Below are 24224 nucleotides of genomic sequence, written 5' to 3'. Positions count from 1 at the left end.
GGATCCGGCGCCCCGCGCTCTTCTTGAGTCCCCCCTTCCCGGATAGGGTCACAGTTATGAAGCTCGAGCTCCGCGGCATCACCAAGCGCTTCGGATCCCTGGTCGCCAACGACCACATCGACGTGGTCGTCGAACCTGGCGAGATCCACGCCCTGCTGGGCGAGAACGGGGCCGGCAAGTCGACCCTGATGAACGTCCTCTACGGCCTGTATCAGGCCGACGAGGGCGAGATCCTGCTCGACGGCGTGCCGCAGCACTTCCGCGGCCCCGGCGATGCGATGGCGGCCGGCATCGGCATGGTGCACCAGCACTTCATGCTCATCCCGGTGTTCACCGTCGCAGAGAACGTCATGCTCGGGCACGAGCAGTCCAAGGCGCTCGGCGTGCTGGACATCGCGACGGCGCGCGATCACGTGCGCGAGGTCGCCTCGCGGTTCGGGTTCGAGGTCGATCCGGACGCGATCGTGGGGGACCTGCCGGTCGGCGTGCAGCAGCGCGTGGAGATCATCAAGGCTCTGAGCCGTGACGCGAAGGTGCTCGTGTTCGACGAGCCGACCGCGGTGCTCACCCCTCAAGAGACCGACGAGCTCATGGAGATCATGAAGCAGCTGCGCGACGAGGGCACAGCGATCGTGTTCATCACGCACAAGCTTCGCGAGGTTCGCGCGATCGCCGACAAGATCACCGTGATCCGTCTGGGCCGGGTGGTCGGCGAGGCCGACCCGAAGTCCTCGAACACCGAGCTCGCCTCGATGATGGTGGGGCGCGCGGTCGAGTTGACGGTGCACAAGGATCCGCCCAAGATCGGCGAAGGCGGGCTGCACGTCAAGGGCCTGCGTGTGATCGCGCCGGACGGCGTCGTCGTGGTCGACGACATCAGCTTCGATGTGCGCCCGGGCGAGGTGCTGGCCGTCGCCGGCGTGCAGGGCAACGGGCAGACCGAGCTGGCCGAGGCGATCATGGGACTGGGTGCGCGCTCTACCGGATCCATCTCGCTCGACGGCATGGAGCTGATCGGCCGCAACGTGCACCAGGTGCTCGAGGCCGGCGTCGGGTTCGTCCCGGAGGACCGCAACGAGGATGGTCTCGTGGGCGCATTCTCCGTCGCGGAGAACCTCATCCTCGACCGCTCCGATGACCCCGCTTTCACCCGCTTCGGGACCATCATGCGCGGCGTGCTCGACACGTTCGCGAAGGAGCGCATCGTGGAGTTCGACATCCGCACGCAGGGACCGGGCCAGGCGGCTGGATCCCTGTCGGGCGGCAACCAGCAGAAGGTCGTCATCGCGCGCGAGCTCAACCGCGACCTCAAGCTGCTGCTCGCCTCGCAGCCCACGCGCGGCGTGGACGTCGGATCCATCGAGTTCATCCACAAGCGCATCGTCGAGACCCGCGACTCCGGCATCCCGGTGATCGTGGTGTCGACCGAACTGGACGAGGTCACCGCCCTCGCCGACCGCATCGCGGTCATGTACCGCGGCCGCATCGTCGGCATCGTCCCGGGGGACACCCCGCGCGACGTGCTCGGCCTGATGATGGCCGGCGAGAACCCCACGGAGGCAGCCGCATGAGCAACGAATCCGCGCCCACCTCCGGCACGCCGGTACCCGAGCCCGCGCCCAGCGCGGACGGCGGTCCGGTCGCGCCCGCACCTCAACCGCCGATGACCCGCAACATCCAGGAGATCCCGGTCTCGAACCGTGTGCTCCGGGAGATCCTGCGCGGGAGCGCGGTCACCACGGTGCTGGCGATCCTCCTGGCGCTCATCGTCGGCGGGGTGCTGATCGCCGTCACCAACCCCGATGTGCAGGCGGCGGCCGGGTACTTCTTCGCGCGTCCCACCGACACGCTGGGCGCCGCCTGGAGCGCAGTGATCGGCGCCTATTCCGCGCTGTTCAACGGATCGATCATCGACTTCGGAGCCAGCGACTTCTGGTCCGCCGTGAGGCCGCTCGGCAACACGATCTCCTTCGCCGCGCCGCTCATCGCCGCCGGCCTCGGCATCGCGGTGGCGTTCCGCGTCGGCCTGTTCAACATCGGCGCCCGCGGCCAGATGCTCATCGCCTGCGCGGCGGCGGCGCTCGTGACGTTCCAGCTGAACCTGCCTGCGATCATCCAGATCCCGCTCACCCTGATCGTCGGCATCGCCGCTGGGGCGCTCTGGGGCGGGCTCGTGGGCCTGCTGAAGGCACGCACCGGTGCGCACGAGGTCATCCTCACGATCATGCTCAATTACGTCGCGTTCTACTTCGTGACGTGGATGGTGCAGGTGCCGCAGCTGCTGCAGCGGCCTGGTCAGATTCAGCCGATCTCCCGACCCACCCCTCCGAGCGCGATTCTGCCCAAGCTCCCCGGACTCGACCTGATCGACTGGGGCTTCCCGATCGTGATCGTCGCGACGCTGTTCGTGTGGTGGTTGGTCGAGCGGTCCGGTCTCGGCTTCCGGATGCGCGCCGTGGGGGAGAACCCCAATGCGGCACGGGCCGCGGGGATCAGCGTCCCGCGCGTCTACATCTACGCGATGCTGTTCTCCGGGGGACTTGCCGGCCTGGCCGGCATGTTCCAGATCCAGAGCACGATCACGAGCGGCTTCGACGGCGGCATCGACGCCGGTATCGGCTTCACCGCCATCACGGTGGCGCTGCTCGGGCGCAGCCGTGCGTGGGGCACGTTCTGGGCCGGACTGCTGTTCGGCGCGCTGAAGGCGGGTTCGTTCCCGATGCAGGCGCTCCAGTCGATCCCCGTCGACATCGTGCTCGTGGTGCAGTCGCTGATCGTGCTGTTCATCGCGGCGCCGCCGCTGATCCGCACCATCTTCTTCCTGCCCAAGGACGACTCGGAGCGCTCGCAGCGTTCCAAGGCGCGGATCGCGCGCCGGGCGGCCAAGAACTCCGATTCCTCCGACACGAAGGCGGCGGCAGCATGAGCACCTCCCTCACCTCGGCACCCGTGCTCGACGCGCCCACCGTCGTCAAGGTCCGCTCGCTGAAGGTCCCGATCACGCTGCTGGCGATCGTCGCCCTGCTCGGGTTGCTGTTCCTGTTCGTGCCCCGCTACGGGACCACGACGTTCCGCCTGTCCGAGGCGAGCGCAGTGATCCGCCTCGGCGACGTCGCCGTCCCCGCGGGACCGGTGCTCTGGACCACGTGGGTGATCGCAGTAGGACTCGGCGTGCTGGCACTGATCGCCGCGCTGCAGTACCGGAAGATCCCCCTGTGGGTGCCGATCGTGTACGCGGTGCTCGCGATGACCGCGTTCCTCACCTGGGCGGGTGCGGGTGCAGCGGGCGCGATCACGCTCACCGGCCTGCTCGGAGGATCCATCTCGCTCGCGGTGCCGCTCGTCTTCGGTGCCCTCGCCGGGGTGATCGGCGAGCGCGCCGGTGTCGTCAACGTCGCGATCGAGGGACAGTTCCTGCTCGGCGCATTCACGGCGACGATCCTCGGCTCTCTCACGCACAACCCGTTCGTGGGTCTCATCGGTGCGATGCTGGGCGGCATCCTGATCTCGCTCGTGCTGGGCGCGTTCGCGATCAAGTACCTCGTCGACCAGGTCATCGTCGGCGTGGTCCTCAACGTCTTCGCCTCGGGCCTGACCGGCTTCCTGTATCAGGGCGTGCTCGCGCCGAACGCGCAGACGCTGAACAGCCCTACCCGGTTCTCGCTGATCAAGATCCCGGTCCTGGGCGATATCCCCGTGATCGGCCCTGCTCTGTTCAACCAGACCTTCCTCGTCTACCTGATGTACGTCGTGGTCGCGCTGGTGGCCTGGGGCATGTACCGCACCCGCTGGGGCCTGCGCGTGCGCGCCGTCGGCGAGCACCCGCACGCGGCGGACACCGTCGGTATCAAGGTGAACCCGACGCGGTTCTGGAACCTGCAGCTCGCCGGAGCGATCGCCGGCATCGGCGGCGCCTACTTCACCCTGGTCTCGGTGCCGCAGTTCACCAAGGACATGACGGCGGGGCTCGGTTTCATCGCGCTCGCCGCGGTGATCTTCGGGCGCTGGGATCCGGTGCGCGCGGCGCTCGCTGCGCTGCTGTTCGGTTTCGCGACGAACCTGCAGAACCTGCTCGCGGTGCTGCGCACGCCCATCCCCGGCGAGTTCATGCTGATGCTGCCGTACGTGGTGACGATCCTCGCGGTCGTCGGGTTCGTGGGGCAGATCAAGGCCCCCGCGGCCGACGGCAAGCCGTACATCAAGTCCTAGGAGGGCGTTTCATGGACATCGACTGGGATGAGCTGCGCCGCGTCGCCGACGAAGCACAGCACAAGGCTTACGCGCCGTACTCGCACTACCGCGTGGGCGCTGCCGCGCTCGTCGACGACGGACGGATCGTCTCCGGCTGCAACGTCGAGAACGCCTCCTACGGCGTCACCCTGTGCGCCGAGTGCGCGATGGTGGGCGATCTGTTCATGTCGGGCGGAGGACGCCTCGTCGCGTTCCTCTGCGTGAACGGCGAGGGCGACACGATCATGCCGTGCGGCCGCTGCCGGCAGCTGCTGTACGAGCACTCCGCGCCGGGGATGCTGCTGGAGACGGTGTCCGGGATCAGGACCATCGACGAAGTGCTGCCCGACGCGTTCGGGCCGAGAGATCTGGAGAACGTCCGATGAGTGCGGTCGAGCCTTTCGACGCGGTGGATGTCATCCGTGCCAAGCGCGACGGCGGGACCGTGCCCGAGCCGGCGCTGCGCTGGATGGTCGACGCCTACACGCGCGGCTACGTCACGGATCCGCAGATGGCCTCGTTCGCGATGGCGGTCTTCCAGCGCGGCATGGAGCGCGACGAGATCCGCGTGCTCACCGACGCCATGATCGCGTCCGGGGAGCGGATGAGCTTCGCCGCCCTCGGCAAGAAGACCGTCGACAAGCACTCCACGGGCGGCGTGGGAGACAAGATCACGCTCCCGCTGGCCCCGCTCGTGGCCTGCTTCGGCGTGGCGGTGCCGCAGCTGAGCGGCCGTGGGCTCGGCCACACCGGCGGCACCCTGGACAAGCTCGAATCGATCCCCGGCTGGCGTGCCGCACTCAGCAACGAGGAGATGTTCGCGCAGCTGCAGGGTGACGTGGGCGCGGTGATCTGCGCGGCCGGATCCGGTCTCGCTCCCGCCGACAAGAAGCTCTACGCGCTGCGCGACGTCACCGGCACGGTCGAGGCGATCCCGCTGATCGCCTCGAGCATCATGTCCAAGAAGATCGCCGAGGGCACCGACGCGCTGGTGCTGGACGTGAAGTTCGGATCCGGCGCCTTCATGCAGGACATCGATCGCGCTCGCGAACTCGCCCGCACCATGGTGGCGCTCGGCACCGACTCCGGTGTGCAGACCACCGCGCTCCTCACGGACATGAACGTGCCGCTGGGCCTCGCGATCGGCAATGCGAACGAGGTCCGCGAATCGGTCGAGGTGCTCGCCGGAGGCGGCCCCGCGGACATCCGCGAGCTCACGATCGCGCTCGCCCGGGAGATGCTGGCGCTCAGCGGACAGCCCGACGCCGACGTGGAGAAGGCGCTGGACGACGGCCGCGCGATGGACTCGTGGAAGGCCATGATCCGGGCGCAGGACGGCGACCCCGATGCGGCTCTGCCGACCGCACGCGAGACGCACACCGTGACCGCCGCATCGGACGGATTCGTGACCCGCATGGACGCGCTGCCGTTCGGCATCGGCGCCTGGCGCCTGGGAGCGGGCCGCGCCCGCGCGGAGGACGCGGTGGTGTTCGCCGCGGGCATCGACCTGCACGTGAAGCCCGGCGATGCCGTGCGCGCCGGCGACCCGGTGTTCACGCTGTCCGCCGACGACGCGGCGCGGTTCGACCGTGCGCTGGAGGCGGTGGACGGCGCGTGGGAGATCGGCGCAGAGCACATCGAGCGCGCGCCCCTCGTGCGCGAGCGCATCACGGCCTAGGCTGATTCCGGGCGCGGCGTCTGCGCGGCGCCCTGTCCGGTTCCTCTCGGAACATCCCTGACGATTCCCATCGATCGACCGCTGAGGAAGGATCTGTCATGCCCATCGACGCGAACGGCGACCTGGAGGTCGAGGGTCTGTCCCTTCGGAGCCTCCCCAAGGTCTCGCTGCACGATCACCTCGACGGCGGAGTGCGCCCCGCCACGATCATCGAGCTCGCCGACGCGGCGGGGATCGAACTGCCGCACACCGACCCGACCGGGCTCGCGATGTGGTTCCGCACCCAGGCGTCGGCCGGATCCCTGGTCGATTACCTGAAGACGTTCGACGTCTCCCTCTCCGTGATGCAGAGCGCCGAGAACCTGCGCCGCATCTCGCGCGAGTTCGTCGAGGACCTGGTGCGCGACGGCGTCGTGTACGGCGAGGTGCGCTGGGCGCCCGAGCTGCACCTCGCGAACGGACTCAGCCTGCAGCAGGCGGTCGACGCCGTGCAGGACGGCATCGACGAGGCGGAGGACGCCGCGGAGAGCCGCGGCAAGAGCATCCGGGTGGGGCAACTGCTCTCCGCGATGCGTCAGACCGAGCGTGTGCGCGAGATCGCCGAACTCGCCGTCGCCAACAGGGATCGCGGCGTGGTCGGCTTCGACACCGCGGGCCCCGAGGCGGGGTACCCGTCCTCGCGCTACCGGGAGACCTTCGAGTACCTGGCCGGGCAGATGTTCCCCACGACCGTGCACGCGGGCGAGGCTGCGGGACCGGACTCGATCCGCTCCGCGCTGGTCGACGGCCGCGCGCTGCGCCTCGGTCACGGCGTGCGGATCGCCGAGGATCTGGAGATCGTCAACCGCGACGGCGAGGAGGTGCAGGTCCGCTTCGGCGATCTGGCGCGCTGGGTGCGCGACCGGGAGATTCCGCTCGAGCTCTCGCCGTCGTCCAACCTGCAGACCGGCGCGATCGCCGCCTGGGGGACCGAGTTCGCCGACCACCCGTTCGACCTGCTCTACCAGCTGGGCTTCGCGGTGACCGTGAACGTCGACAACCGCACGATGAGCGCGACCTCGCTGACGCGGGAGATGGCGCTGCTCGTCGATGCGTTCGGCTACGACCTCGAGGACCTCGAGTCCTTCCAGTTCAACGCCGCCGCCGGCGCGTTCCTCCCCGTCGAGGAGCGGGAGGAGCTGGTCGAGCTGATCGCCGAGGGCTTCGATGAGTGAAGCCCCCGATGCGGGGCGGGTCGCCGTCGTCGGGGCGGTGTCGTGGAACACGATCGTGCTGCTGGACCGGCTGCCGGAGCCGACGCCGCACATGCAGTTCGCGGAGGCGGACTGGCAGACGGTCGGCGGAACGAGCGCCGGCAAGGCGCTGAGTCTGCACGGACTCGGGCGCGCCGTGTCCCTGCGCGCGCGGGTCGGCCGCGACGCGGCGGGACTGCGGATCCGCGATGCGCTCGGAAGAGCCGGGGTGCCCCTGCTGGGCCTCCGTGAGGCCACCGTCTCCGAACGCCATCTGAACCTCATGACGGATGCCGGCGAGCGGGTCTCGGTGTTCCTGTCATCGCCCGAGCTCGCCCCGGGGTGGGAGGACCTCGCCGGCGATGAGCCCGCGCTCGCCGGCGCCGCCGCGATCGTGCTCGACCTCTCCGCCGAGGGGCTCGCCGCGATCGACGAGGCGCGCACGGCCGGGGCCCCGATCTGGGTCGATCTGCACGACTACGACGGAACCGCGACGTTCCACCGGCCATTCGTCGCCGCTGCGGACGTGATCTTCTGCAACGCCGACCGGCTTTCGGATCCCGAGGGCTTCCTGCGCGACTGCATCGACGCGGGGGCCTCCCTCGCCGTCTGCACGCTCGGGGCCGACGGCGCGATCGCCGTCGACGGCGAAGGCGCGCTGCATCGCGTGGCGGCGGTGCCGGTCGACGTCGTCGACACCAATGGCGCCGGCGATGCCTTCTTCGCCGGCGTGCTCGATGCGACGCTGGCGGGCCATGCGGTGGACGACGCGCTGGCGGCCGGCGCCGCGAACGCCGCGCGGACGCTGCGCTCCCGGCATCTGCACCCGCTGCTCGACGATGTCCTCGCCTGAGCCGGCGGGCCAGGCCCCTGATGCCGGGGCCGGTGGTCGTCACCTGCCCAGCGCCTGGCCGCCCCTGCTGCTCGCGATCGTGTTGGAGGTCAGTGCGACGCTCAGCCTGCGAGCGGTGTCGACGGGCGGATCCTGGTGGTGGCTGTGCGTGGTCGTGCTCGGGTACGGCGGGTCGTTCTGGCTGCTCGGGATCGTGCTCACCCGCGGCATGCCCGTGGGCGTGGCCTACGGCATCTGGTCCGCGATCGGCGTGGCGCTCACCGCGCTCGCTGCGGCGGCGCTGTTCGCCGAGGCGCTGAGCCCGCTCTCCCTCGTCGGGCTCGGGGTGATCATCGCCGGCGTGCTGCTCGCCGAGTTGGGCACCAGGCACGCCCGCGGAGATACCGGGAGCGCCTCATGACCTGGCTGCTGCTGCTCGGCGCGATCGCCTCCGAAGTGACCGCCACCCTGAGCCTGCGCGCCTCCGAGGGCTTCCGCCGCCGTCGCCACATCCCGGCCATCGTCCTGGGCTACCTGGCCTCTTACGTGCTGCTGGGTGCGGTGCTGGCGCTGGGCATGCCGGTCGGCATCGCGTACGCGGTCTGGGCGGCGCTCGGCGTCGCCGCCACCGCCGTCCTCGGGCGCGTCCTGTTCCGCGATCACATCTCGGTCATGACCGCGATCGGTCTCGCCGTGATCGTCGGCGGCGTGATCCTGGTCGAAGCCGGCGCGCACTGACGCCGGGGCCCACGGACCGGGCGGCGTAGAGTGCGAGGCATGGCCATCCGCATGGACAACGTCGGCATCGCCGTCCGGGACCTCGAAGCGACCATCTTCTTCTTCACCGACCTCGGCCTCACCGTGCTGGGACGCGACACCGTGTCGGGCGATTGGGCAGACATCGCCGTCGGGCTCGACGGCAATCGCGCGAGGATCGCGGTGCTGCAGACGCCGGACGGGAACGGGCGCGTGGAGCTGTTCGAGTACATCCGCCCCGACGCGATCGATACCGAGCCGACGCTCCCGAACGAGATCGGCATGCACCGCATCGCGTTCGCCGTCGACGACATCGACGAGGCGCTCGCGATCGCCGCCCGGCACGGCTGCTTCCCGCTGCGGGGCGTGGCGAACTATCAGGACGTGTACAAGCTGACCTACCTCCGCGGACCCAGCGGCATCCTGGTGATGTTCGCCCAGGACCTGCGGGCATCCTGACAAGTGGCGGAAGTCGACGGGAACGAATCGGTCTCAGCACGCGGTGACATCTTGCCCCGTGTGTTCCGCGCTCGCTAGCCTCACCGAGGGGGGTCGCGAGAAGAGGAGCGGCATGGCGCCCGCAAGGAACAGGACCGGTGCTGCGCGCCGGGGATCGCCGTTGATCGCCGCCTCGGTGACACTGCTGATGGTCGGTGCCGTGGCGGGATGCTCGGCGCCGCCGCAGGGCGGACAGCCGGTGCACGTGCAGACCGGGGCGGCGCCGAACCAGGACGTGATGCCGCTGTACACCGATCGCGCGACCGCCGTCGCCGCCGCACTGAAGAAGCTCCCGGCGCACGTCGCCGACGCGCTCAAGCGCACCGGTGTCCCCGGCGCCACGGTCGCCGTGGTCTCGAAGGGGAAGACCGTGTATGAGGGGGCGTTCGGAGTGCGTGACAAGCGCACCGGAGCCCCGGTCGACGTCAACACACTGTTCATGATCGCGTCGATGTCGAAGCCGATCTCGGCCACGATCGTCGCGCGGGCGATGACCGAGGATCCGAGCATCACCTGGAGCACCCCGATCAAGGATCTGATGCCGTCTATGACGTTCAACGATCCGTACGTCACGGCGAACGCGACGATCGGCGACGCCTTCGCGCACCGCACCGGCATCCCGACCGGCGGCGGCGACGAGCTCGAAGATCTCGGCTTCGACCGCGACTACATCCTGGCGCACCTGAACCAGATCCCGCTCGCGCCCTTCCGCACGACGTACCAGTACTCGAACTTCGGGCTCACCACCGGCGCGGTGGCCGTCGCCGCCTCCCGGCACGAGACCTGGGAGCAGACGGCGAAGGAGCTGCTGTTCGACCCGCTCGGGATGACCTCCACCACCTCCTCGCATGCCGAGTTCCTCGCCACGCGCGACCGGGCCGTGCAGCACGCGCGGATCGGGGCGGGCGACTTCGAACCGCTGTTCGACCGCGACCCCGATGCGGAGGCGCCGGCCGGCGGCGTGGCGTCGACGGCGGGGGACGTGGCCAAGTGGATGGCGGTGGTCCTGGACGACGGCAAACTCGCCGGAAAGGACTTCATCGATCCCGCGCCGCTCACCCAGGCGTTCTCGGCGCAGATCGTGAACTCCCGGAACAGCGCGCTCGACCAGCGGCCCGGGCACTACGGATTCGGCAGCAACGTCGGGTCGGGCGCCGGCGGACGGGTCGTGCTGAGCCACTCCGGCGGGTTCGAGCTCGGTACCGCGACCGCCGAGGCGATGGTCCCGGATCTCGACCTGGGCATCGTCGTGCTCACGAACGGGGCGCCCATCGGCGTGCCGGAGGCGGTGAACCAGCAGTTCCTCGACGATGTGCTCTACGGCGCGCAGACGCGCGACTGGGTGAAGGCGTACGGTGGCGTCTTCGCGCATTACAACGCTCCTGTCGGCGACCTGGCCGGCGAGAAGCCGCCGGCCGGCGCTGCGCTGCAGGCACCGGACGCCGACTATGTCGGCACCTACACGAGCCCGTACCTCGGCACCCTCACGATCACGTCCTCCGGCGGAAAGCTGCACGGGGCGATGGGGCCCACGGGCGGTTACACGTTCGACATCGACCCGTGGGACGGAGACACCCTGTCGTTCGCGCCGACAGGGGAGGGCGCGCCTCCGGGATCCCTCTCCTCGGCCGTGTTCACGCGTGCGGGCGGGGCCGTGCACGGCGTGACGCTGGCGTACTTCGACAAGTTCGCGCAGGTGCCGCAGCCGTCGGGCCTCGGGGTGTTCACGAAGACCGGCTGAAGGGCCGCCGCGTGGTGACGGTCAGCTGGTGTGCACGACGTCCGGGTGCGTTCGCAGGTACTCCTCGAACGCCTCGGCCGAGGTGAGTCGCGGCGTGTAGCCGAACTCGTGCTTCAGGCGATCGTTGCGCAGCACCGGCCGGTATCGCAGGAAGCGGATCTTCTCCGGACCGTGCTGCGTCAGACGCAGGGCGCCGCCGACCGCGAGGGCTATCGCCAGAAGCGGCGCCGGGATCGTCAGCAGCGGCTTGCGCAGCCGACGAGCGATCTGCGGCACGGTCAGAGCCCCGTCGCCCGCCACGTTGTAGATGCCGGCGGGCCCGTCGCCCAGCGCCGCACGCACCATCGCCGCGGCCACGTCGTCGACCCAGACGAACACGAAGGGGGAGTCGGATCCGGCGATGTGCAGGATCCGCTTCGCATCCCACAGTGCGGTGATCTGGTTGCGCACGGTGGGTCCCAGGATCGTGCCGATCCGGAAGACGACCTGCTCCAGCGCCGGATGCGTGGTGCGTGCAGCCGCGAGCATCTCCTCGACCATGCGCTTGTGCCGCGAATAGGGGAACTCGTCGTTGCCGCGCAGCGCGTCGGTCTCGTCGATCCAGTCCGGATTGTCGGGATGGTACCCGTACGCGGCGCCCGAGCTCGAGACCACGAGGCGGCGCACACCGGACTCCACGCATGCGGCCAGCACATTGGAGGAGCCCTGGACGTCGACGCGGAACTCGCCCTGCACGTCGCGGCCGGGGTTGACGATCGCGGCCAGGTGCACGACCGTGTCGACGCGATGCCGGCGCAGCAGTTCGGGCAGCCCGAGCGGATCCGTGACGTCCACGGAGACCGAGACGACACCCGGCACCTCGGATTCGCGGAGGTCGCCGCAGATCACGACGTCGACATCCGGGTGGTCGGTGAGGAGGCTGGTGACCCTGGTGCCGAGGAAGCCGGCGCCGCCGGTGACCATGACGCGTCTCATCACTCTCCTGCCCGGACGGCTCGGCGGGAGGCATCGCCGGTGCGCGATCCCGTGCGGCGCGTGGTGTGCATGCCCCAGAGCGTAGCGACACATTCGAAGGTCATCGCCTTGCTCTCCCCGATGCCGTCGGCGCCGGGCCGTCGGCCAGGGCGGCCTTCTCGGTGCGCACGGCGCGCCGGTAGGCGTCCTTGTTGACGTAATACGACATGCGCGCGAGTCCGAGGTAGCGGTATCCGCCGGTGAGGTCGGGCCAGGAGCCGGTCGCGACCCGCTCCCGGAACGCCGCAGCGCGGGCCGGATCCGCGCTCTCCGCGGCGAGGTACGCGGCGATCAGCTCGGCCTGCTCGTAGCGGCCCTGCCAGCCGATGCCGCTGGCCTCGATCATGCCCATCATGTACAGGCCGTTGAACGACGGCGGGAACACGTTCAGGAACAGCCGGGGCGAGGCACCCGTCCAGTTCAGGTGCTCCCGGTCGACGAACGGGTAGTCCAGGGCGTAGCCGGTCGCGAGCAGGACGAGGTCGTAGTCGCCTGCCGTGCCGTCGCGAAAGCGCACGGTGCGGCCGTCGAAGCGATCGACGTCTGCGCGGATCCGCAGATCGCCCTGACCGAGATGGTTCAGCACGAGGGTGTTCACGATGGGGTGCGACTCGTAGATGCGGTAGTCGGGCTTGGGGAAGCCGAAGCGCACGGGGTCGCCGGTGAACGCCCGCAGCACCCGGGAGTCGATCGCCTGCTTGAGGCGTGCCGGCAGCGGCCTGCCCTGGTTGAGGGTGTCGCTGGGGCGGCCGAAGAGGTAGCGCGGCACGAAGTAGTAGCCGCGACGCACGCTCATGTCGACGCCGGCCGCGTGGTGCACGGCGTCCACCGCGATGTCGCAGCCGGAGTTGCCGGCGCCGATGATGAGCACCCGCCTGCCGGCGAGTTGCGCCGGATCCTTGTAGGCGCTGGTGTGCATGATCTCGCCCGTGAACTCTCCGGGGAAGGCCGGGACGTTCGGTGCGGCGAGCGTGCCGTTCGCGAGGATGACGCCGTCGTGGCGCCGGACGACGGACTCGGTCCCGCCGTCGTCGCCCCGTGCCGTGGCGTGCAGGATCCAGCCGTCGCCGTCGCGCTCTAGTCGGTCCACCCTGATGCCGAACCGGAACCGCTCACGCAACCCGAAGGCGTCGGCGTACTCGTCGAAGTACCGTTTGAGCACGCGATGGCCGGGGTAGTCGACGTCACTGTCCATCGGGAATTCGGTGAACTCCGTCGTGGTGCGTGACGAGATCAGGTGCGCCGAGGAGTACACCGTGCTGCGAGGGTTCGTGATGTCCCAGAGCCCGCCGACGCCATGTGAGGCCTCGTATCCTGTGGCGTCGATGCCGGTCTTCTGCAGCGCGCGCATGACGGCGAGTCCGGAGGGGCCGGCGCCGATCACGGCATATGACTTCGTCGTCATGCTCTCCTCATTCGCGCGCGGCGTGCCGGGTGCTCAGCGCCGACGATCGAGCCGCGCGTCGAGGCTGTTGCGGACCGCGGGCCACTCGTGGGGGAGGATCGAGTACACCACCGTGTCGCGGAAGGCGCCGTCGGCCCCCATGCGGTGGTTGCGCAGGATCCCGTCCAGCTTCGCCCCGAGCCGCTCGATCGCCGCGCGGGACTGCCGGTTGTGGAAGTGCGTGCAGAACTGCACGCGGATCGCGTCGCAGTGCTCGAAGGCGTGCCCCAGCAGCAGGCGCTTGGCGGAGGGGTTCACGGCCGTGCCGTGCACCTCGGGCGACAGCCACGTGTAGCCGATCTCGACGGTGCGGTTCGGCTGGTCGATGTCGCAGAACGTCGTCATGCCGACCGCGCGCCCGGTGTCCAGCCGCACGATCGCGAACGGGTTCATGGCGCCCTCGGCGGCCAGCGCACGGCGACGGGCGATCTCCGTGGGCACGCCTTCGGCGGACGGAACGGAGGTATACCAGCGGTCCTCGAGCCCTGCGGTCGCGGCGGCGAGATCGTCGGCGTGCTCGGGGGCGAGCGGCTCCAGTCGGACGAAGTCGTTCTCGAGGGTGACGGGGGCGAGGAAGTCCATGGCTCGAGCGTATCCGGCGGCGAGATCTGTCCCGGACTGCAGGGCGCTGTTGCTACCGGTCCTGGTGACGGGCGACCTCGTCGCGCACGGCTGCGAACAACGGATGCCCGGCGTCGAGACCGGTCACCTCGACGCTGAAAGCGTCGGCGTCCAGGGTGCGCAGCAGCTCCTGCAGCCGAACGGCCTCCTCGTCCTCGGGCGCGTCGAAGGAGAGCGCGGCGCCGACCGCGGCGACGAGCGCCGCCGTGCCGAGGCCACGCTCGGCGGCCTGTGCCGCCGGGCCGATGAACCGCTCGTGCCGGGAGAGCTTGCGCAGCGGCTGCCGGCCGACCCGGCGCACCGTATCGGGGAGGAGGGGGTTGCGGAACCGGTCCAGGATCTTCGCGCGGTACTCGGCGAGCTCGGCCGGATCCAGCCCGTGCACCGTGGACAGCACGCTCGACGTCTCCTGCAGCGCCGCCTCGACGGCCGCTGCGGTCGCGGGATCCTCGAGTGCCTCGGCGATCGTGATCGCGCCGGCGCGCTCGCCGAAGTACGCGGTCGCGGCGTGACCCGTGTTGACGGTGAACAGTTTGCGCTCGATGTACGGGGCGAGATCGGCCACGAGATGGGCGCCCGGGATGTGCGGCGGGTCGTCGCCGAACGGCCCGCTCTCGATGGCCCACTCGAAGTAGGGCTCGACCGTCACGTCCACGCCCTGACCGGGCGCCTGCGCCGGGACGATCCTGTCGACGGCGGTGTTCGCGAAGACCGCGCGGGCGAGGAGGGCGGGTGCGTCCTCGCCCGCCGCGGTGGCGATCTCCGTGCGCAGCAGATCGGTGGCGCCGATCGCGTTCTCGCACGCCATGATCTGCAGCGGAGCCCGGCCCGCATCGCGCAGTCGCAGCCCCGCCACGATCGTCGGCGCTACGAACCGCAGTACGGTCACCCCGACCGCGGTCGTGACGACGTCGGCGGTCGCGACGGCGGAGGCCGCCGCCTCGGGATCGGTGCGGCTGTCGACCGCACGGTAGCCCGTGACGAAGTGGTCGACGCCCCCGGGACCCGCCTCGTGCACGGTGTACTCCGGCGCCGCGTTGATCGCGTTCACGAGATCGGCGGCCACGTCCGAGAACACCAGGTCGTACCCGCCCTCGTGCAGCAGCAGGCCGACGAAGCCGCGGCCGATGTTGCCCGCGCCGAAGTGCACCGCGACGGGCATCAGCCGTTCACCTCCGCGAGCATGCCGTACAGCTCTTCTGCGGACCCTGCGGCGGTGAGGCGGGCGACGTCATCCTCGTCGGAGAACAGGATCGCGATCTGCGACAGGATCTCCAGGTGCTCGTCGCCGCGCCCGGCGATGCCGATCACGAACGTCGCGGGGTCTCCTGCCCAGTCCACGCCGCCGTCGTAGCGCACGACGCAGAGCGCGGAGGCGAGGATCTCGTTCTTGGCCTCGTTCGTGCCGTGCGGGATGGCGAGTCCGTTGCCCATGTACGTCGACACGGTCTGCTCGCGCTGCCGCATGGCGTCGAGGTAGGCGGGCGTCACCGCGCCGGCCGCGACCAGGAGGCCCGCCGCCTCCTGCAGCGCCTCCTCCTGGGTGGCGGAACCGGTGTGGATACGGACGCGATCGGGGGTCAGGATGCTCATCTCGGGATTCCTCTCGTTCGGTTCTCGCGGTCGGGATCAGGCGTCGCCGTCGTGCTGCTTGCGGACGAGCTCGACGACCTCGTCGTACTTCGGCGAGTTCATGAAGTTGTCGACGGAGACGTGCGTCGCCTCGCCGTTGCGCGCCCTGGCGCGGTCGGTCAGCTGCTGCTGGGTGACGATGAGGTCCTCCGTGCCGTCGAGGTTCGCGATGGCCTTGTTCGTGACATCGACGTCGGCGATGCCGGCCTTCTTGAACTTGTTGCGCAGCACGCTCGCGCCCATCGCGGAGGAGCCCATGCCGGCGTCGCACGCGAAGACGATGGTGGAGATCCGGCGATTCGTGGCGACGGCGGACGGCGCGGACGCGGTCTGCTGGCGCAGTCCCGCGAGCGCTGCCGACTCCTTGCCCTTGTTCGCCTCGGTCTGCGCGATCGCCGCGGCGAGATCGCCGGCGCCCTCGGTGGCGAGATCACGACGACGGGTGCGCAGCAGGAACACGGCCGAGACCAGGAACGAGACCGTGGCCGCGAGCACGACGGACAGATACACGACGAGCAGATTCCCGACCCCGGCCGGAGCGGCGGCGAGCGTGACGGCGATGATCGATCCCGGTGCGGCGGGGAACTTCAGACCGCCGCCGAAGATCGCGTTCGTCGCCACGCCGGTCATGCCTCCGGCGATCGCGGCCACGAGCAGGATCGGCTTCATGAGCACGTACGGGAAGTAGATCTCGTGGATGCCGCCGAAGAACTGGATGATGATCGCGCCCGGCGCGGTCGCCTTCGCCTCGCCGATGCCGAAGAAGGTGAAGGCCAGCAGGATGCCGAGTCCCGGGCCGGGGTTCGCCTCGATGAGGAACAGGATCGACTTCCCGGCCTGGCTCGCCTGCTGGATCCCCAGCGGCGTGAACACACCGTGGTTGATCGCGTTGTTCAGGAACAGCACCTTGGCGGGCTCGACGATGATCGAGAGCAGGGGGAGCAGGCCGTTCGCGACCAGCCAGGCCACGATCGTTCCGAGGAACGCGCTGACCGCGGAGATCACGGGACCGAATCCGAAGAAGCCGGCGATTGCGAGGATCATGCCGAGGATGCCCGCCGAGAAGTTGTTCACGAGCATCTCGAATCCGGGCCGGATTTTGCCGTCCCAGAGCCGGTCCATCTGCTTGGTGATCCAGCCGGCCAGCGGCCCCATGATCATCGCGCCGAGGAACATCGGGATCGTGGTGCCCACGATCACGCCCATGGTCGCGATCGTGGCGACCACGCCGCCGCGCTCGCGGTAGACCATCCGTCCGCCGGTGTTGGCGATCAGCAGCGGCAGCAGGTAGGTGATCATCGGCCCCACCAGACCCACGTACTGGCTGAACGTCTTGCCGTCGGGATCCTGCGCGAGGGTGGTCATCGCATGCTGCCAGCCGACCTTGCTGACGTCTCCGAATCCACCGAGCATGTCGGCGACGGGATGCCAGTTGCCCAGCCAGCCCACGGCGATGAAGAACGAGGTGATGAAGCCCCACGCGATGAACGCGGGGATGTTCGGCATGATCATGCCGGAGAGGAAGGTGCCGAAGCGCTGGACCGCGACGCGCGCGGATCCCGGCTGCTTGGCAGTTGTTGACGTCGTCGTCATGATGTGACTTTCTGTGTGTGTGGGGGGATTGCTGCGGGAGGGGTTCAGCCTGCGGCGTGAGCGGCCGCACGAGCGGATGTCGCGTCGTCCGCGGCCAGGGCGGCTGCGGCGATGCGCCCGGCGTCGTCGAGCGTCCGCTCTGCCAGGGCGCGGCGGACATCGGCGAGTGCCGAGGGCGCCATCGACAGGGATCCGACGCCGAGGCCGACGAGCACCACGGCGAGCAGGGGGTCGGCGGCGGCCTCGCCGCAGACCCCGACGGGCTTTCCGAGCTCGCGGCCGGCGCGGCCGACCTCGGCGACGAGGCGCAGTACGGCAGGGTGCCAGGGATCCTGGAACGAGGCCACGGAGCCGAGCAGGCGATCGGCGGCCATCGTGTACTGCGTCAGGTCGTTCGTCCCGATGGAGGCGAAGTCCGCGTGGGCGAGCAGACGGTCGGCGAGGAGCGCGGAGGAGGGGACCTCGACCATGATGCCAGCGGTGCGAAGGCCGTACTCGCGGGCGAGCGCCGTGAAGTACGCGGTCTCCTCGACAGTCGCGACCATCGGGGCCATGACCCAGAGATCCGCCTCGGTCTCGGCGTCCGCCTCCGCGAGGGCGGTCAGCTGCTCGCGCAGGATGTCCTCGCTGGCGCGGAGTGCGCGAAGCCCCCTGAGGCCGAGGGCCGGGTTCTCCTCGTGCGCGTCGTTGAGGAAGGGCAGAGGCTTGTCCGCACCTGCATCGAGCACGCGCACGACGACCTTCCGACCCGGGAAGGCCGCGAGGAGCTCGCGGTAGGCCTCTCGCTGCACCGATACGGTGGGCGCATGCGTCGCCGAGAGGAACAGGAACTCGGTGCGGAACAGGCCGACCCCCTCCGCGCCCCTGGCCGCAGCGTCCACGGCGTCGCCGGGCTTTCCGAGGTTCGCGAGCAGTGCGATCGGGGTGCCGTCGGCGAGTGCGCCGGGCGAGGCCGGTGCAGCATCCACGGCCTTCCGCTCGGCCGCGCGCTCGGCGGCGCGCGCGAGCTCCTCGGCACTCGGGCCGGTGACCACCGTGCCCGCCGCGGCATCCACGATCACCGTCTCGTCGTCGGCGAGGGAGACCGCGTCGACCGCACCGACGAGGGCGACGATGCCCTTCTCGCGGGCCAGGATCGCGGTGTGCGAGGTCGGGCCGCCATCCGTCGTGATGAGCGCGAGCACCTGGTCCAGGTCGAGCAGCGCCGTATCGGCAGGGGCGAGGTCGCGCGCGACGAGGACGAAGGGGTGACCGGGTTCCGGGACGCCGGGGGCCGGGACCCCGCGCAGGCGCGCCAGAACGCGCTGGGCGATGTCGTCGAGGTCGGCGGCGCGTTCGCCGAGGTAGCCGCCGACAGCCTCGAGCGAGGCGCGGAAGCCCGCGAACGCATCGTGCACGGCCCACTCGGCAGTGGCTCCTGCAGCGACCCGCTCCTCGACCTCGTCGGCGAGCGTCGGATCCTCGGCGATCATCGCCTGCGCCTCGAGAACCTCGCGCGCGGTGCCGTCGACGGCCTCGGCGCGCCGGTTCAGATCGGCGGCGACGTACGAGATCGCCTCTGCGACCCTGGCGCGCTCGACCTCGGCGCCGACGCCGCTCGGCGTGTTCTCCGGGGCGGGCAGGGGCTCGGCCATCCGTCGGACGGGGCCCGTCGCGACGCCCTGGCCGATCCCGACCCCGCGGAGGGCGGCCATCAGATCGTGCCCTCGTCGTGGTCGGTGACGAGCAGCTCGGCGAGCCTGTCGAGGGCGGCCTCCGCGCCATCGCCTTCGGCGGAGAGGGTGGCATAGTCGCCCTGCTCGAGGCCGAGTGCGATGACGCCGAGGATGCTGGCGGCGTTGACCGCTTTGCCGGCGTCTTTCGCGATCGTCACCGGAACGCCGGTCTCCTTCGCGGCCTGCGCGAAGATCTTCGCGGGACGGGCGTGCAGCCCGTGTGAGGAGCCGATGCGGACGGTGCGGGACAGAGCGGTCATGGCGTTCCTTTCGGTGCGGAGTCGGCGGCGACCACGAACGCGTGGATGCGGCTGCCGTCGAGGTCGGTGAAGGCGTCCTCGGGAAGCACGACGACCCGGGCGCGGGGCGCCCTCCGGCCGATCTCCTCCGCGAGCGCGGCGATGTGAGGTCCCAACAGGATGAGGTCGGCGAACGGATCCGCGCCGTCGACGGGCGCCGCGGCGACCTCCCAACCGGAGCCCGCGGCGAGTGCCGCGCGGCGGAGTCGTGCGGCCACGAAGGTACTGGATGCACCCGCGCCGCAGATGACCTGGATCCTCATCGATTCGTTCCTCCTGCCGTCATTGTTCGACGCGGGCTAGAACCGCCGCCACCAGGATCTCTTCCGCCCGGGCGGAACGAGGGCACCCGAGCCCGACGGTCCCGATGCTGGCATCATGAGGATGACCGTGCGGTGCGCGGGGGACGGTGAAGGGACAACGGGTGTCTACTCGACGGCAGGACCGGCTGCTGAGTGTGCTGCTGCGCGAGGACTCGTGGATGACCGGTCCGAGACTGGCCGATCTGCTCGGCGTCACGCCCCGCAGCATCCGCGCGTACGTGACCGCCCTCAATGCGCGTGTGCCGGACGGCGATGCCGTCATCTCGGGTGCGGCGGGCTACCGTGCCGGCGCCTCGGCGCGGGCCGCACTCGCCGCCAAGGCGGGGGCGGACTCGACGCCGCGGGCGCGGTTGCATGGACTGGTCCGCGCGCTGCTCGACGACGAGGCCGGGATCGACGTCTTCGACACCGCCGATCGTCTGCACGTCAGCGAGGCGACGCTCGAGGCCGACCTGGTCCGGGTCCGCTCGCTGCTGGAGGGGACGCGCCTGACCCTGGAGCGCGACAGGGACGTCGTGCGGCTGCGGGGTGCGGAGCGCGACCAGCGCCGGCTGCTGAGCAGGCTCGCGCACGACGAGATGGACGCGGCGGACTTCCCGGTGGACCCGTTCCGCCTCGCGCTCGCCGGGGGCGCCATCCCGCCGGAGTCGGTGGCCCCCTTCAAGGACGCGCTGGTCGCGGCGCTGGGCGGACTCGGCTACTACGTCAACGAGCTCGCGATCGCGGATGTGCTGCTGCACATCGCCATCGCCGCGGATCGCGTCGCCTCGGGTCGTGAGCTGGAGGGGGCGGACCGCGCGGACGCCGCCGATTCCGCGATGGGGACCGTCTCGGACGCGATCCAGAGGCTGTCGCGTGAACAGCTCGGGATCGCGCTGGGCGCGGGGGATCTCACGCACCTCGCCCGCCTCGTGCTCACCAGGATCGTCACGCCGGGCGGCGCGGATCTGGCGAATCTCGCGCGCGCAGGGCTCGACGCGGAGGTCGAGGCGGCGGTGCGCGCCGAGGTCGTGCAGGCGTCGTCGGACTATCAGGTGGACCTGGTGGACGACGCGTTCATCCTGCGCCTCGCCCTGCACGTGCAGAACCTGCTCCGGCGCGCGCAGGAGGAGTCGCGTGCGCGCAACCCCCTGACCCGGTCGTTGAAGGCGGCGTACCCGATGATCTTCGACGTCGCCGTCTCGGTGGTCAGCGGGCTGCAGGAACGACTCGGACTCCGTGCCGACGACGACGAGATCGCATACGTGGCGATGCACATCGGCGGCCGGCTGGAGCGCAGTCGCCGGGCGGAGACCCTCCTGACGGCAACGATCGTCTGTCCCGGCTACTACGAGCTGCACGAGGTGCTGCGCTCCCGCGTCGACCACTCGCTCGGTCAGGGGATCGAGGTGGTGCGGGTGATCACGGCGGTGGATCCGCGTGAATCCGAGATCGACAGCGATCTGGTGCTCAGCACCGTCCCGCTCCCGGCGGCGGCCGATCGGGTGGTGCTGATCCAGCCGTTCCTCACGGAGACCGATGTGGAGCGCGTGCAGCAGGCGGCCGCGCGGCTGCGGCGCGCGCGTCGGCTGGCGCGCCTCCGCGAAGAGCTGTCCCGCTACTTCTCCGAGGATGCATATGTGCATCCTCTGCCGGACACCGGAGAGGAGGCGATCATCCGGCTGTTGGGCGGCCGGCTGGTCGATGCGGGCCTGATCGGCGAGGACTACATCGAGAACACGATCCAGCGGGAGAGGCTCTCATCGACCGCGTTCAGCGATGCGCTCGCGGTTCCCCACGCCCTGCAGATGACCGCGCAGCGCACCGCGATCGCGGTCGGCGTCGCCGCGGGCTCGGTCGCATGGGGGAGCGGGCGCGTGCAGGTCGTCGCGCTCGCCGCGTTCAGCGAGCAGGACCGCGACGCGTTCCAGACCGTGTTCGAGCAACTCGTCGAGGTGTTCGGCGAGGGCGACAGCGTGCAGCGGATCGTCCGAAGGGGAGGGTCTTTCGCGGGCTTCCTGGATGAGCTCGTCGCGGTGATCGACGGCTGAACCGATATCGGCGTTCAGCCGTCGACCACCGAGCGCGGTCAGCTGAGCCGGGCCAGCAGGTCGCGGATCGCGGCATCGAGACCCGCCACCGCGTCGCGGGCGGCATCGGCGGAGTCCGCCCGAGCGTCGATGTAGACCTTGAGCTTGGGCTCGGTGCCGCTCGGGCGCACGATCACGCGGGAGCCGTCGGCAAGGCGGTAGCGCAGCACATCGCCGGCGGGAGCGCCCTCGGCGGCCGTGAGGAGGTCCTCGACCGACGAGATCGCGGTCTCGCCGAAGGCGGTGGGCGGATCCTGCCGCAGCGCGGCCATGATCCGGCCGATCACGGCGACGTCATCGACGCGGATCGAGACCTGACCGCTGGCGTAATGACCCACCTCGGCCGCCACCTCCTCCAGCAGGTCGGCGAGTGTCGCCTCGCGTCCGCGCGCCTCCGCGGCGAGGCCGAGCAGAGCCACCGCGGCGGAGATGCCGTCCTTGTCGCGCACCGTCTCGGGGTTCACGAGGTAGCCCAGGGCCTCCTCGTAGCCGAACGCGATGCCCGGGGCGCGCGAGATCCACTTGAAACCGGTGAGCGTCTCGTGGAAGTCCAGTCCGTAGTGCGCCGCGACCGCGCCGAGTGCGGGGGAGGACACGAGCGAGCACGCCAGTGATGTCCCCGGGGCGGCCGGACCCTCCGCCGTGGCGGCGCGAGCGGCACGCCAGCCCAGCAGCAGACCGACTTCGTTGCCGGTGAGGCGGCGCCAGCCGCCCTCGGCAGCCGGGTCCGGGATGCCGACGGCCAGCCGGTCCGCATCGGGGTCGTTCGCGATCACGAGCTCGGCGCCCAGCGTGCGCGCCTTCGCGAACGCGAGGTCCATGGCGCCGGGCTCCTCCGGGTTGGGGAAGGAGACCGTGCGGAACGTCGGATCAGGATCGCGCTGTTCGCTCACGGTCCACGGCGCCGGGTAGCCCGCTTCGCCGATGATGCGGGAGAACGTCTCCCAGCCCACCCCGTGCATCGCGGTGTAGACCCAGCGCAGTCCCGCGGTGCCGACCGGAGCAGGGGCCACCGCGGCGGTCGCGGCGACGTACGCGTCGAGGATCCCCTCACCGGCGGTCTCGTATGCCGTGGAGCGCGGGATGCTCAGGGCATCGCCTCGATCCGCCACCTGCTGGATGTGCGCGGCGATCTCGGCGTCGGCCGGCGAGACGATCTGCGAGCCCTGGTCCGCGCCGCCGAGGTAGACCTTGTAGCCGTTGTCATTGGGGGGATTGTGGCTCGCGGTCACCATGACACCGGCGTCGGCGCCGAGGTGGCGCACGGCGAACGCGAGCACCGGGGTCGGCAGCAAGCGTGGCAGCAGGATCGCGCGCAGCCCTGCGCCGGCGAAGATCTCGGCCGAGTCCTTCGCGAAGACGCGCGAGTTCTTGCGTCCGTCGTACCCGATCACGACGGTGGGTGCCGTGCCGGGCGCCTTTTCCTGCAGATACGCGGCGAAGCCGGCGGCGGCCTGCGCCACGAGCACGCGGTTCATCCGGTTGGAGCCCGCGGCGAGCTCGCCGCGCAGGCCCGCGGTGCCGAATGCGAGACGCGCCGAGAAGCGGTCGGCGAGGTCGCCGAGCGCCGCCTCGTCACCGGATCCGGCACGCGTGATCAGGCCGGCCAGCTCGTCGCGGGTCTCCGGATCCGGATCCTGGCGCAGCCAGGCGCGCGCCTGCGTGAGCAGCGCCGCCTCCTGCCCGCTCACAGCGCCCCGATCACGCGGGCCAGCAGATCCGAGATGACGGGCTCGGCCTCGCGGCCCGCCTCGATCACCTCGGCATGGCTGAGCGGGGTCTTCTGGATGCCGGCGGCGAGGTTGGTGATGAGCGAGAAGCCGAGGATCTCCATGCCGGCCTGCCGCGCGGCGATCGCCTCGAGCGCGGTGGACATGCCGACGATGTGGCCACCGATGGTCTTCGCCATCTGCACCTCGGCCGGGGTCTCGTAGTGCGGGCCGCGGAACTGCGTGTAGACGCCCTCGTCCAGGCTCGGATCGATCGTGCGGGCGAGGTCGCGCAGCCGCGCGCTGTACAGATCCGTGAGGTCGATGAAGGTCGCGCCCTCGAGCGGCGAGTCGGCGGTGAGGTTGAGGTGGTCGCTGATCAGCACCGGCTGCCCCGGCTTCCAGGTCTCGCGGATGCCGCCGGCGCCGTTGGTGAGCACCATGGTCTTCGCCCCGGTGGCGGCGGCGGTGCGCACGCTGTGCACGACCCGGCGCACGCCATGGCCTTCGTAGTAATGCGTGCGTGCGCCGATCACGAGCACGTTCTTGCCGCCCGGGGTGACGATGCTGCGGAGGGTCCCGACGTGCCCCTCGAGCGCGGGCTTGGAGAAGCCCGTGACCTCGGTGGCGGGGATGGTGGCGATCGTCTCGCCGATCAGCTCGGCGGCCTTGCCCCAGCCGGATCCGAGCGTGACGGCGATGTCGTGGCGTTCGACTCCCGTAAGCCGGTGGATGTCGGAGGCGGCCTCTGCAGCGATCGCGAAGGGGTCGGCACTCGGGTCGTCGAGGGGGTGGTTCCAGTCAGCCATGAGAACGAGGATACGGCCACGTGCGCTGC

The 24224-nt window shown here is 70.4% G+C and carries 23 protein-coding genes; 12 read left to right on the top strand and 11 right to left on the bottom strand.

Annotation, left to right across the window (positions count from 1 at the left end; translation table 11 throughout):
• Window positions 1–56 precede the first annotated feature (56 nt).
• The 11 genes from AB4078_RS11410 to AB4078_RS11360 all read left to right on the top strand — a co-directional run bounded on the left by AB4078_RS11410 (window position 57) and on the right by AB4078_RS11360 (window position 10967).
• Complete coding sequence (locus AB4078_RS11410; protein WP_441977232.1) at window positions 57–1571, top strand: ABC transporter ATP-binding protein; 1515 nt, start codon at window positions 57–59, stop codon at window positions 1569–1571.
• Window positions 1568–2926, top strand: coding sequence for an ABC transporter permease (locus AB4078_RS11405; RefSeq protein WP_441977231.1), 1359 nt, complete (start codon window positions 1568–1570; stop codon window positions 2924–2926). Before AB4078_RS11410 ends, AB4078_RS11405 begins: the two co-directional genes overlap by 4 nt.
• Window positions 2923–4209, top strand: coding sequence for an ABC transporter permease (locus AB4078_RS11400; RefSeq protein ID WP_440733338.1), 1287 nt, complete (start codon window positions 2923–2925; stop codon window positions 4207–4209). The genes AB4078_RS11405 and AB4078_RS11400 overlap by 4 nt, the downstream gene beginning before the upstream one ends.
• Window positions 4210–4220: 11 nt before the next feature.
• Window positions 4221–4616, top strand: coding sequence for a cytidine deaminase (locus AB4078_RS11395; protein WP_440733337.1), 396 nt, complete (start codon window positions 4221–4223; stop codon window positions 4614–4616).
• A complete protein-coding gene (locus tag AB4078_RS11390) occupies window positions 4613–5908 on the top strand; it encodes a thymidine phosphorylase (RefSeq protein WP_440733336.1) in 1296 nt (431 codons plus the stop codon). The genes AB4078_RS11395 and AB4078_RS11390 overlap by 4 nt, the downstream gene beginning before the upstream one ends.
• Window positions 5909–6006: 98 nt before the next feature.
• Entirely contained in the window at window positions 6007–7122 is a 1116-nt protein-coding gene (locus tag AB4078_RS11385) for an adenosine deaminase (RefSeq protein ID WP_440733335.1), read from the top strand.
• On the top strand, window positions 7115–7993 hold the full coding sequence (locus tag AB4078_RS11380; RefSeq protein ID WP_441977230.1) for a carbohydrate kinase family protein: 879 nt from the start codon (window positions 7115–7117) through the stop codon (window positions 7991–7993). Before AB4078_RS11385 ends, AB4078_RS11380 begins: the two co-directional genes overlap by 8 nt.
• Entirely contained in the window at window positions 7980–8393 is a 414-nt protein-coding gene (locus tag AB4078_RS11375; protein ID WP_440733333.1) for a DMT family transporter, read from the top strand. The genes AB4078_RS11380 and AB4078_RS11375 overlap by 14 nt, the downstream gene beginning before the upstream one ends.
• A complete protein-coding gene (locus AB4078_RS11370; protein WP_440733332.1) occupies window positions 8390–8710 on the top strand; it encodes a DMT family transporter in 321 nt (106 codons plus the stop codon). Before AB4078_RS11375 ends, AB4078_RS11370 begins: the two co-directional genes overlap by 4 nt.
• Window positions 8711–8749: 39 nt before the next feature.
• Complete coding sequence (locus tag AB4078_RS11365) at window positions 8750–9187, top strand: VOC family protein (RefSeq protein ID WP_441977229.1); 438 nt, start codon at window positions 8750–8752, stop codon at window positions 9185–9187.
• Window positions 9188–9299: 112 nt separating this feature from the next.
• On the top strand, window positions 9300–10967 hold the full coding sequence (locus AB4078_RS11360; RefSeq protein ID WP_441977228.1) for a serine hydrolase: 1668 nt from the start codon (window positions 9300–9302) through the stop codon (window positions 10965–10967).
• Between the two features lie 21 nt (window positions 10968–10988).
• Here AB4078_RS11360 and AB4078_RS11355 read toward each other — a convergent pair whose 3' ends face one another.
• From AB4078_RS11355 to AB4078_RS11315, 9 genes are all read right to left on the bottom strand, one after another.
• Window positions 10989–11942, bottom strand: a complete 954-nt coding sequence (locus AB4078_RS11355; protein ID WP_441977227.1) for an NAD-dependent epimerase/dehydratase family protein — start codon at window positions 11940–11942, stop codon at window positions 10989–10991.
• 100 nt (window positions 11943–12042) lie between these two features.
• Window positions 12043–13386 carry a flavin-containing monooxygenase gene (locus AB4078_RS11350; protein WP_441977226.1) on the bottom strand — a complete coding sequence of 448 codons (1344 nt, stop codon included), beginning with the start codon at window positions 13384–13386 and terminating at the stop codon, window positions 12043–12045.
• Window positions 13387–13419: 33 nt separating this feature from the next.
• Window positions 13420–14007: a GNAT family N-acetyltransferase gene (locus AB4078_RS11345; protein ID WP_441977225.1), complete on the bottom strand. Its 588-nt coding sequence runs from the start codon at window positions 14005–14007 to the stop codon at window positions 13420–13422.
• 52 nt (window positions 14008–14059) lie between these two features.
• Window positions 14060–15208, bottom strand: coding sequence for a mannitol-1-phosphate 5-dehydrogenase (locus AB4078_RS11340; protein ID WP_441977224.1), 1149 nt, complete (start codon window positions 15206–15208; stop codon window positions 14060–14062).
• Entirely contained in the window at window positions 15208–15639 is a 432-nt protein-coding gene (locus AB4078_RS11335; protein ID WP_441977223.1) for a PTS sugar transporter subunit IIA, read from the bottom strand. The genes AB4078_RS11340 and AB4078_RS11335 overlap by 1 nt, the downstream gene beginning before the upstream one ends.
• A gap of 36 nt (window positions 15640–15675) precedes the next feature.
• On the bottom strand, window positions 15676–17271 hold the full coding sequence (locus AB4078_RS11330; protein ID WP_440733324.1) for a PTS mannitol transporter subunit IICB: 1596 nt from the start codon (window positions 17269–17271) through the stop codon (window positions 15676–15678).
• Between the two features lie 44 nt (window positions 17272–17315).
• Window positions 17316–18965 carry a phosphoenolpyruvate--protein phosphotransferase gene (gene ptsP / locus AB4078_RS11325; RefSeq protein WP_441977222.1) on the bottom strand — a complete coding sequence of 550 codons (1650 nt, stop codon included), beginning with the start codon at window positions 18963–18965 and terminating at the stop codon, window positions 17316–17318.
• A complete protein-coding gene (locus AB4078_RS11320; RefSeq protein WP_441977221.1) occupies window positions 18965–19246 on the bottom strand; it encodes an HPr family phosphocarrier protein in 282 nt (93 codons plus the stop codon). Before AB4078_RS11320 ends, ptsP begins: the two co-directional genes overlap by 1 nt.
• Complete coding sequence (locus tag AB4078_RS11315; RefSeq protein WP_440733321.1) at window positions 19243–19548, bottom strand: PTS sugar transporter subunit IIB; 306 nt, start codon at window positions 19546–19548, stop codon at window positions 19243–19245. The genes AB4078_RS11320 and AB4078_RS11315 overlap by 4 nt, the downstream gene beginning before the upstream one ends.
• Window positions 19549–19709: 161 nt before the next feature.
• Between AB4078_RS11315 and AB4078_RS11310 the strand changes: the two genes are divergently transcribed.
• Window positions 19710–21638: a BglG family transcription antiterminator gene (locus AB4078_RS11310; protein ID WP_441977220.1), complete on the top strand. Its 1929-nt coding sequence runs from the start codon at window positions 19710–19712 to the stop codon at window positions 21636–21638.
• A 38-nt stretch (window positions 21639–21676) separates the two neighbouring features.
• Here the strand turns inward: AB4078_RS11310 and AB4078_RS11305 are convergent, their stop codons facing one another.
• Both AB4078_RS11305 and AB4078_RS11300 read right to left on the bottom strand, forming a co-directional pair.
• A complete protein-coding gene (locus tag AB4078_RS11305) occupies window positions 21677–23368 on the bottom strand; it encodes a phospho-sugar mutase (RefSeq protein ID WP_440733320.1) in 1692 nt (563 codons plus the stop codon).
• Window positions 23365–24195, bottom strand: coding sequence for a purine-nucleoside phosphorylase (locus AB4078_RS11300; RefSeq protein WP_441977219.1), 831 nt, complete (start codon window positions 24193–24195; stop codon window positions 23365–23367). Before AB4078_RS11300 ends, AB4078_RS11305 begins: the two co-directional genes overlap by 4 nt.
• Window positions 24196–24224 lie beyond the last annotated feature (29 nt).

Origin of the sequence: Microbacterium sp. 2MCAF23 (genome assembly GCF_052115565.1) — a bacterium.
Taxonomy (GTDB): Bacteria; Actinomycetota; Actinomycetes; order Actinomycetales; family Microbacteriaceae; genus Microbacterium.
Note: the sequence above shows the minus strand (reverse complement) of the source record. Positions and strands in the feature narration are given on the sequence as shown.

Coding starts and splice junctions, on each gene's coding strand:
- AB4078_RS11410 (WP_441977232.1), top strand. CDS start 57: ATGAAGCTCGAGCTCCGCGGCATCACCAAGCGCTTCGGATCCCTGGTC.
- AB4078_RS11405 (WP_441977231.1), top strand. CDS start 1,568: ATGAGCAACGAATCCGCGCCCACCTCCGGCACGCCGGTACCCGAGCCC.
- AB4078_RS11400 (WP_440733338.1), top strand. CDS start 2,923: ATGAGCACCTCCCTCACCTCGGCACCCGTGCTCGACGCGCCCACCGTC.
- AB4078_RS11395 (WP_440733337.1), top strand. CDS start 4,221: ATGGACATCGACTGGGATGAGCTGCGCCGCGTCGCCGACGAAGCACAG.
- AB4078_RS11390 (WP_440733336.1), top strand. CDS start 4,613: ATGAGTGCGGTCGAGCCTTTCGACGCGGTGGATGTCATCCGTGCCAAG.
- AB4078_RS11385 (WP_440733335.1), top strand. CDS start 6,007: ATGCCCATCGACGCGAACGGCGACCTGGAGGTCGAGGGTCTGTCCCTT.
- AB4078_RS11380 (WP_441977230.1), top strand. CDS start 7,115: ATGAGTGAAGCCCCCGATGCGGGGCGGGTCGCCGTCGTCGGGGCGGTG.
- AB4078_RS11375 (WP_440733333.1), top strand. CDS start 7,980: ATGTCCTCGCCTGAGCCGGCGGGCCAGGCCCCTGATGCCGGGGCCGGT.
- AB4078_RS11370 (WP_440733332.1), top strand. CDS start 8,390: ATGACCTGGCTGCTGCTGCTCGGCGCGATCGCCTCCGAAGTGACCGCC.
- AB4078_RS11365 (WP_441977229.1), top strand. CDS start 8,750: ATGGCCATCCGCATGGACAACGTCGGCATCGCCGTCCGGGACCTCGAA.
- AB4078_RS11360 (WP_441977228.1), top strand. CDS start 9,300: ATGGCGCCCGCAAGGAACAGGACCGGTGCTGCGCGCCGGGGATCGCCG.
- AB4078_RS11355 (WP_441977227.1), bottom strand. CDS start 11,942: ATGAGACGCGTCATGGTCACCGGCGGCGCCGGCTTCCTCGGCACCAGG.
- AB4078_RS11350 (WP_441977226.1), bottom strand. CDS start 13,386: ATGACGACGAAGTCATATGCCGTGATCGGCGCCGGCCCCTCCGGACTC.
- AB4078_RS11345 (WP_441977225.1), bottom strand. CDS start 14,007: ATGGACTTCCTCGCCCCCGTCACCCTCGAGAACGACTTCGTCCGACTG.
- AB4078_RS11340 (WP_441977224.1), bottom strand. CDS start 15,208: ATGCCCGTCGCGGTGCACTTCGGCGCGGGCAACATCGGCCGCGGCTTC.
- AB4078_RS11335 (WP_441977223.1), bottom strand. CDS start 15,639: ATGAGCATCCTGACCCCCGATCGCGTCCGTATCCACACCGGTTCCGCC.
- AB4078_RS11330 (WP_440733324.1), bottom strand. CDS start 17,271: ATGACGACGACGTCAACAACTGCCAAGCAGCCGGGATCCGCGCGCGTC.
- ptsP (WP_441977222.1), bottom strand. CDS start 18,965: ATGGCCGCCCTCCGCGGGGTCGGGATCGGCCAGGGCGTCGCGACGGGC.
- AB4078_RS11320 (WP_441977221.1), bottom strand. CDS start 19,246: ATGACCGCTCTGTCCCGCACCGTCCGCATCGGCTCCTCACACGGGCTG.
- AB4078_RS11315 (WP_440733321.1), bottom strand. CDS start 19,548: ATGAGGATCCAGGTCATCTGCGGCGCGGGTGCATCCAGTACCTTCGTG.
- AB4078_RS11300 (WP_441977219.1), bottom strand. CDS start 24,195: ATGGCTGACTGGAACCACCCCCTCGACGACCCGAGTGCCGACCCCTTC.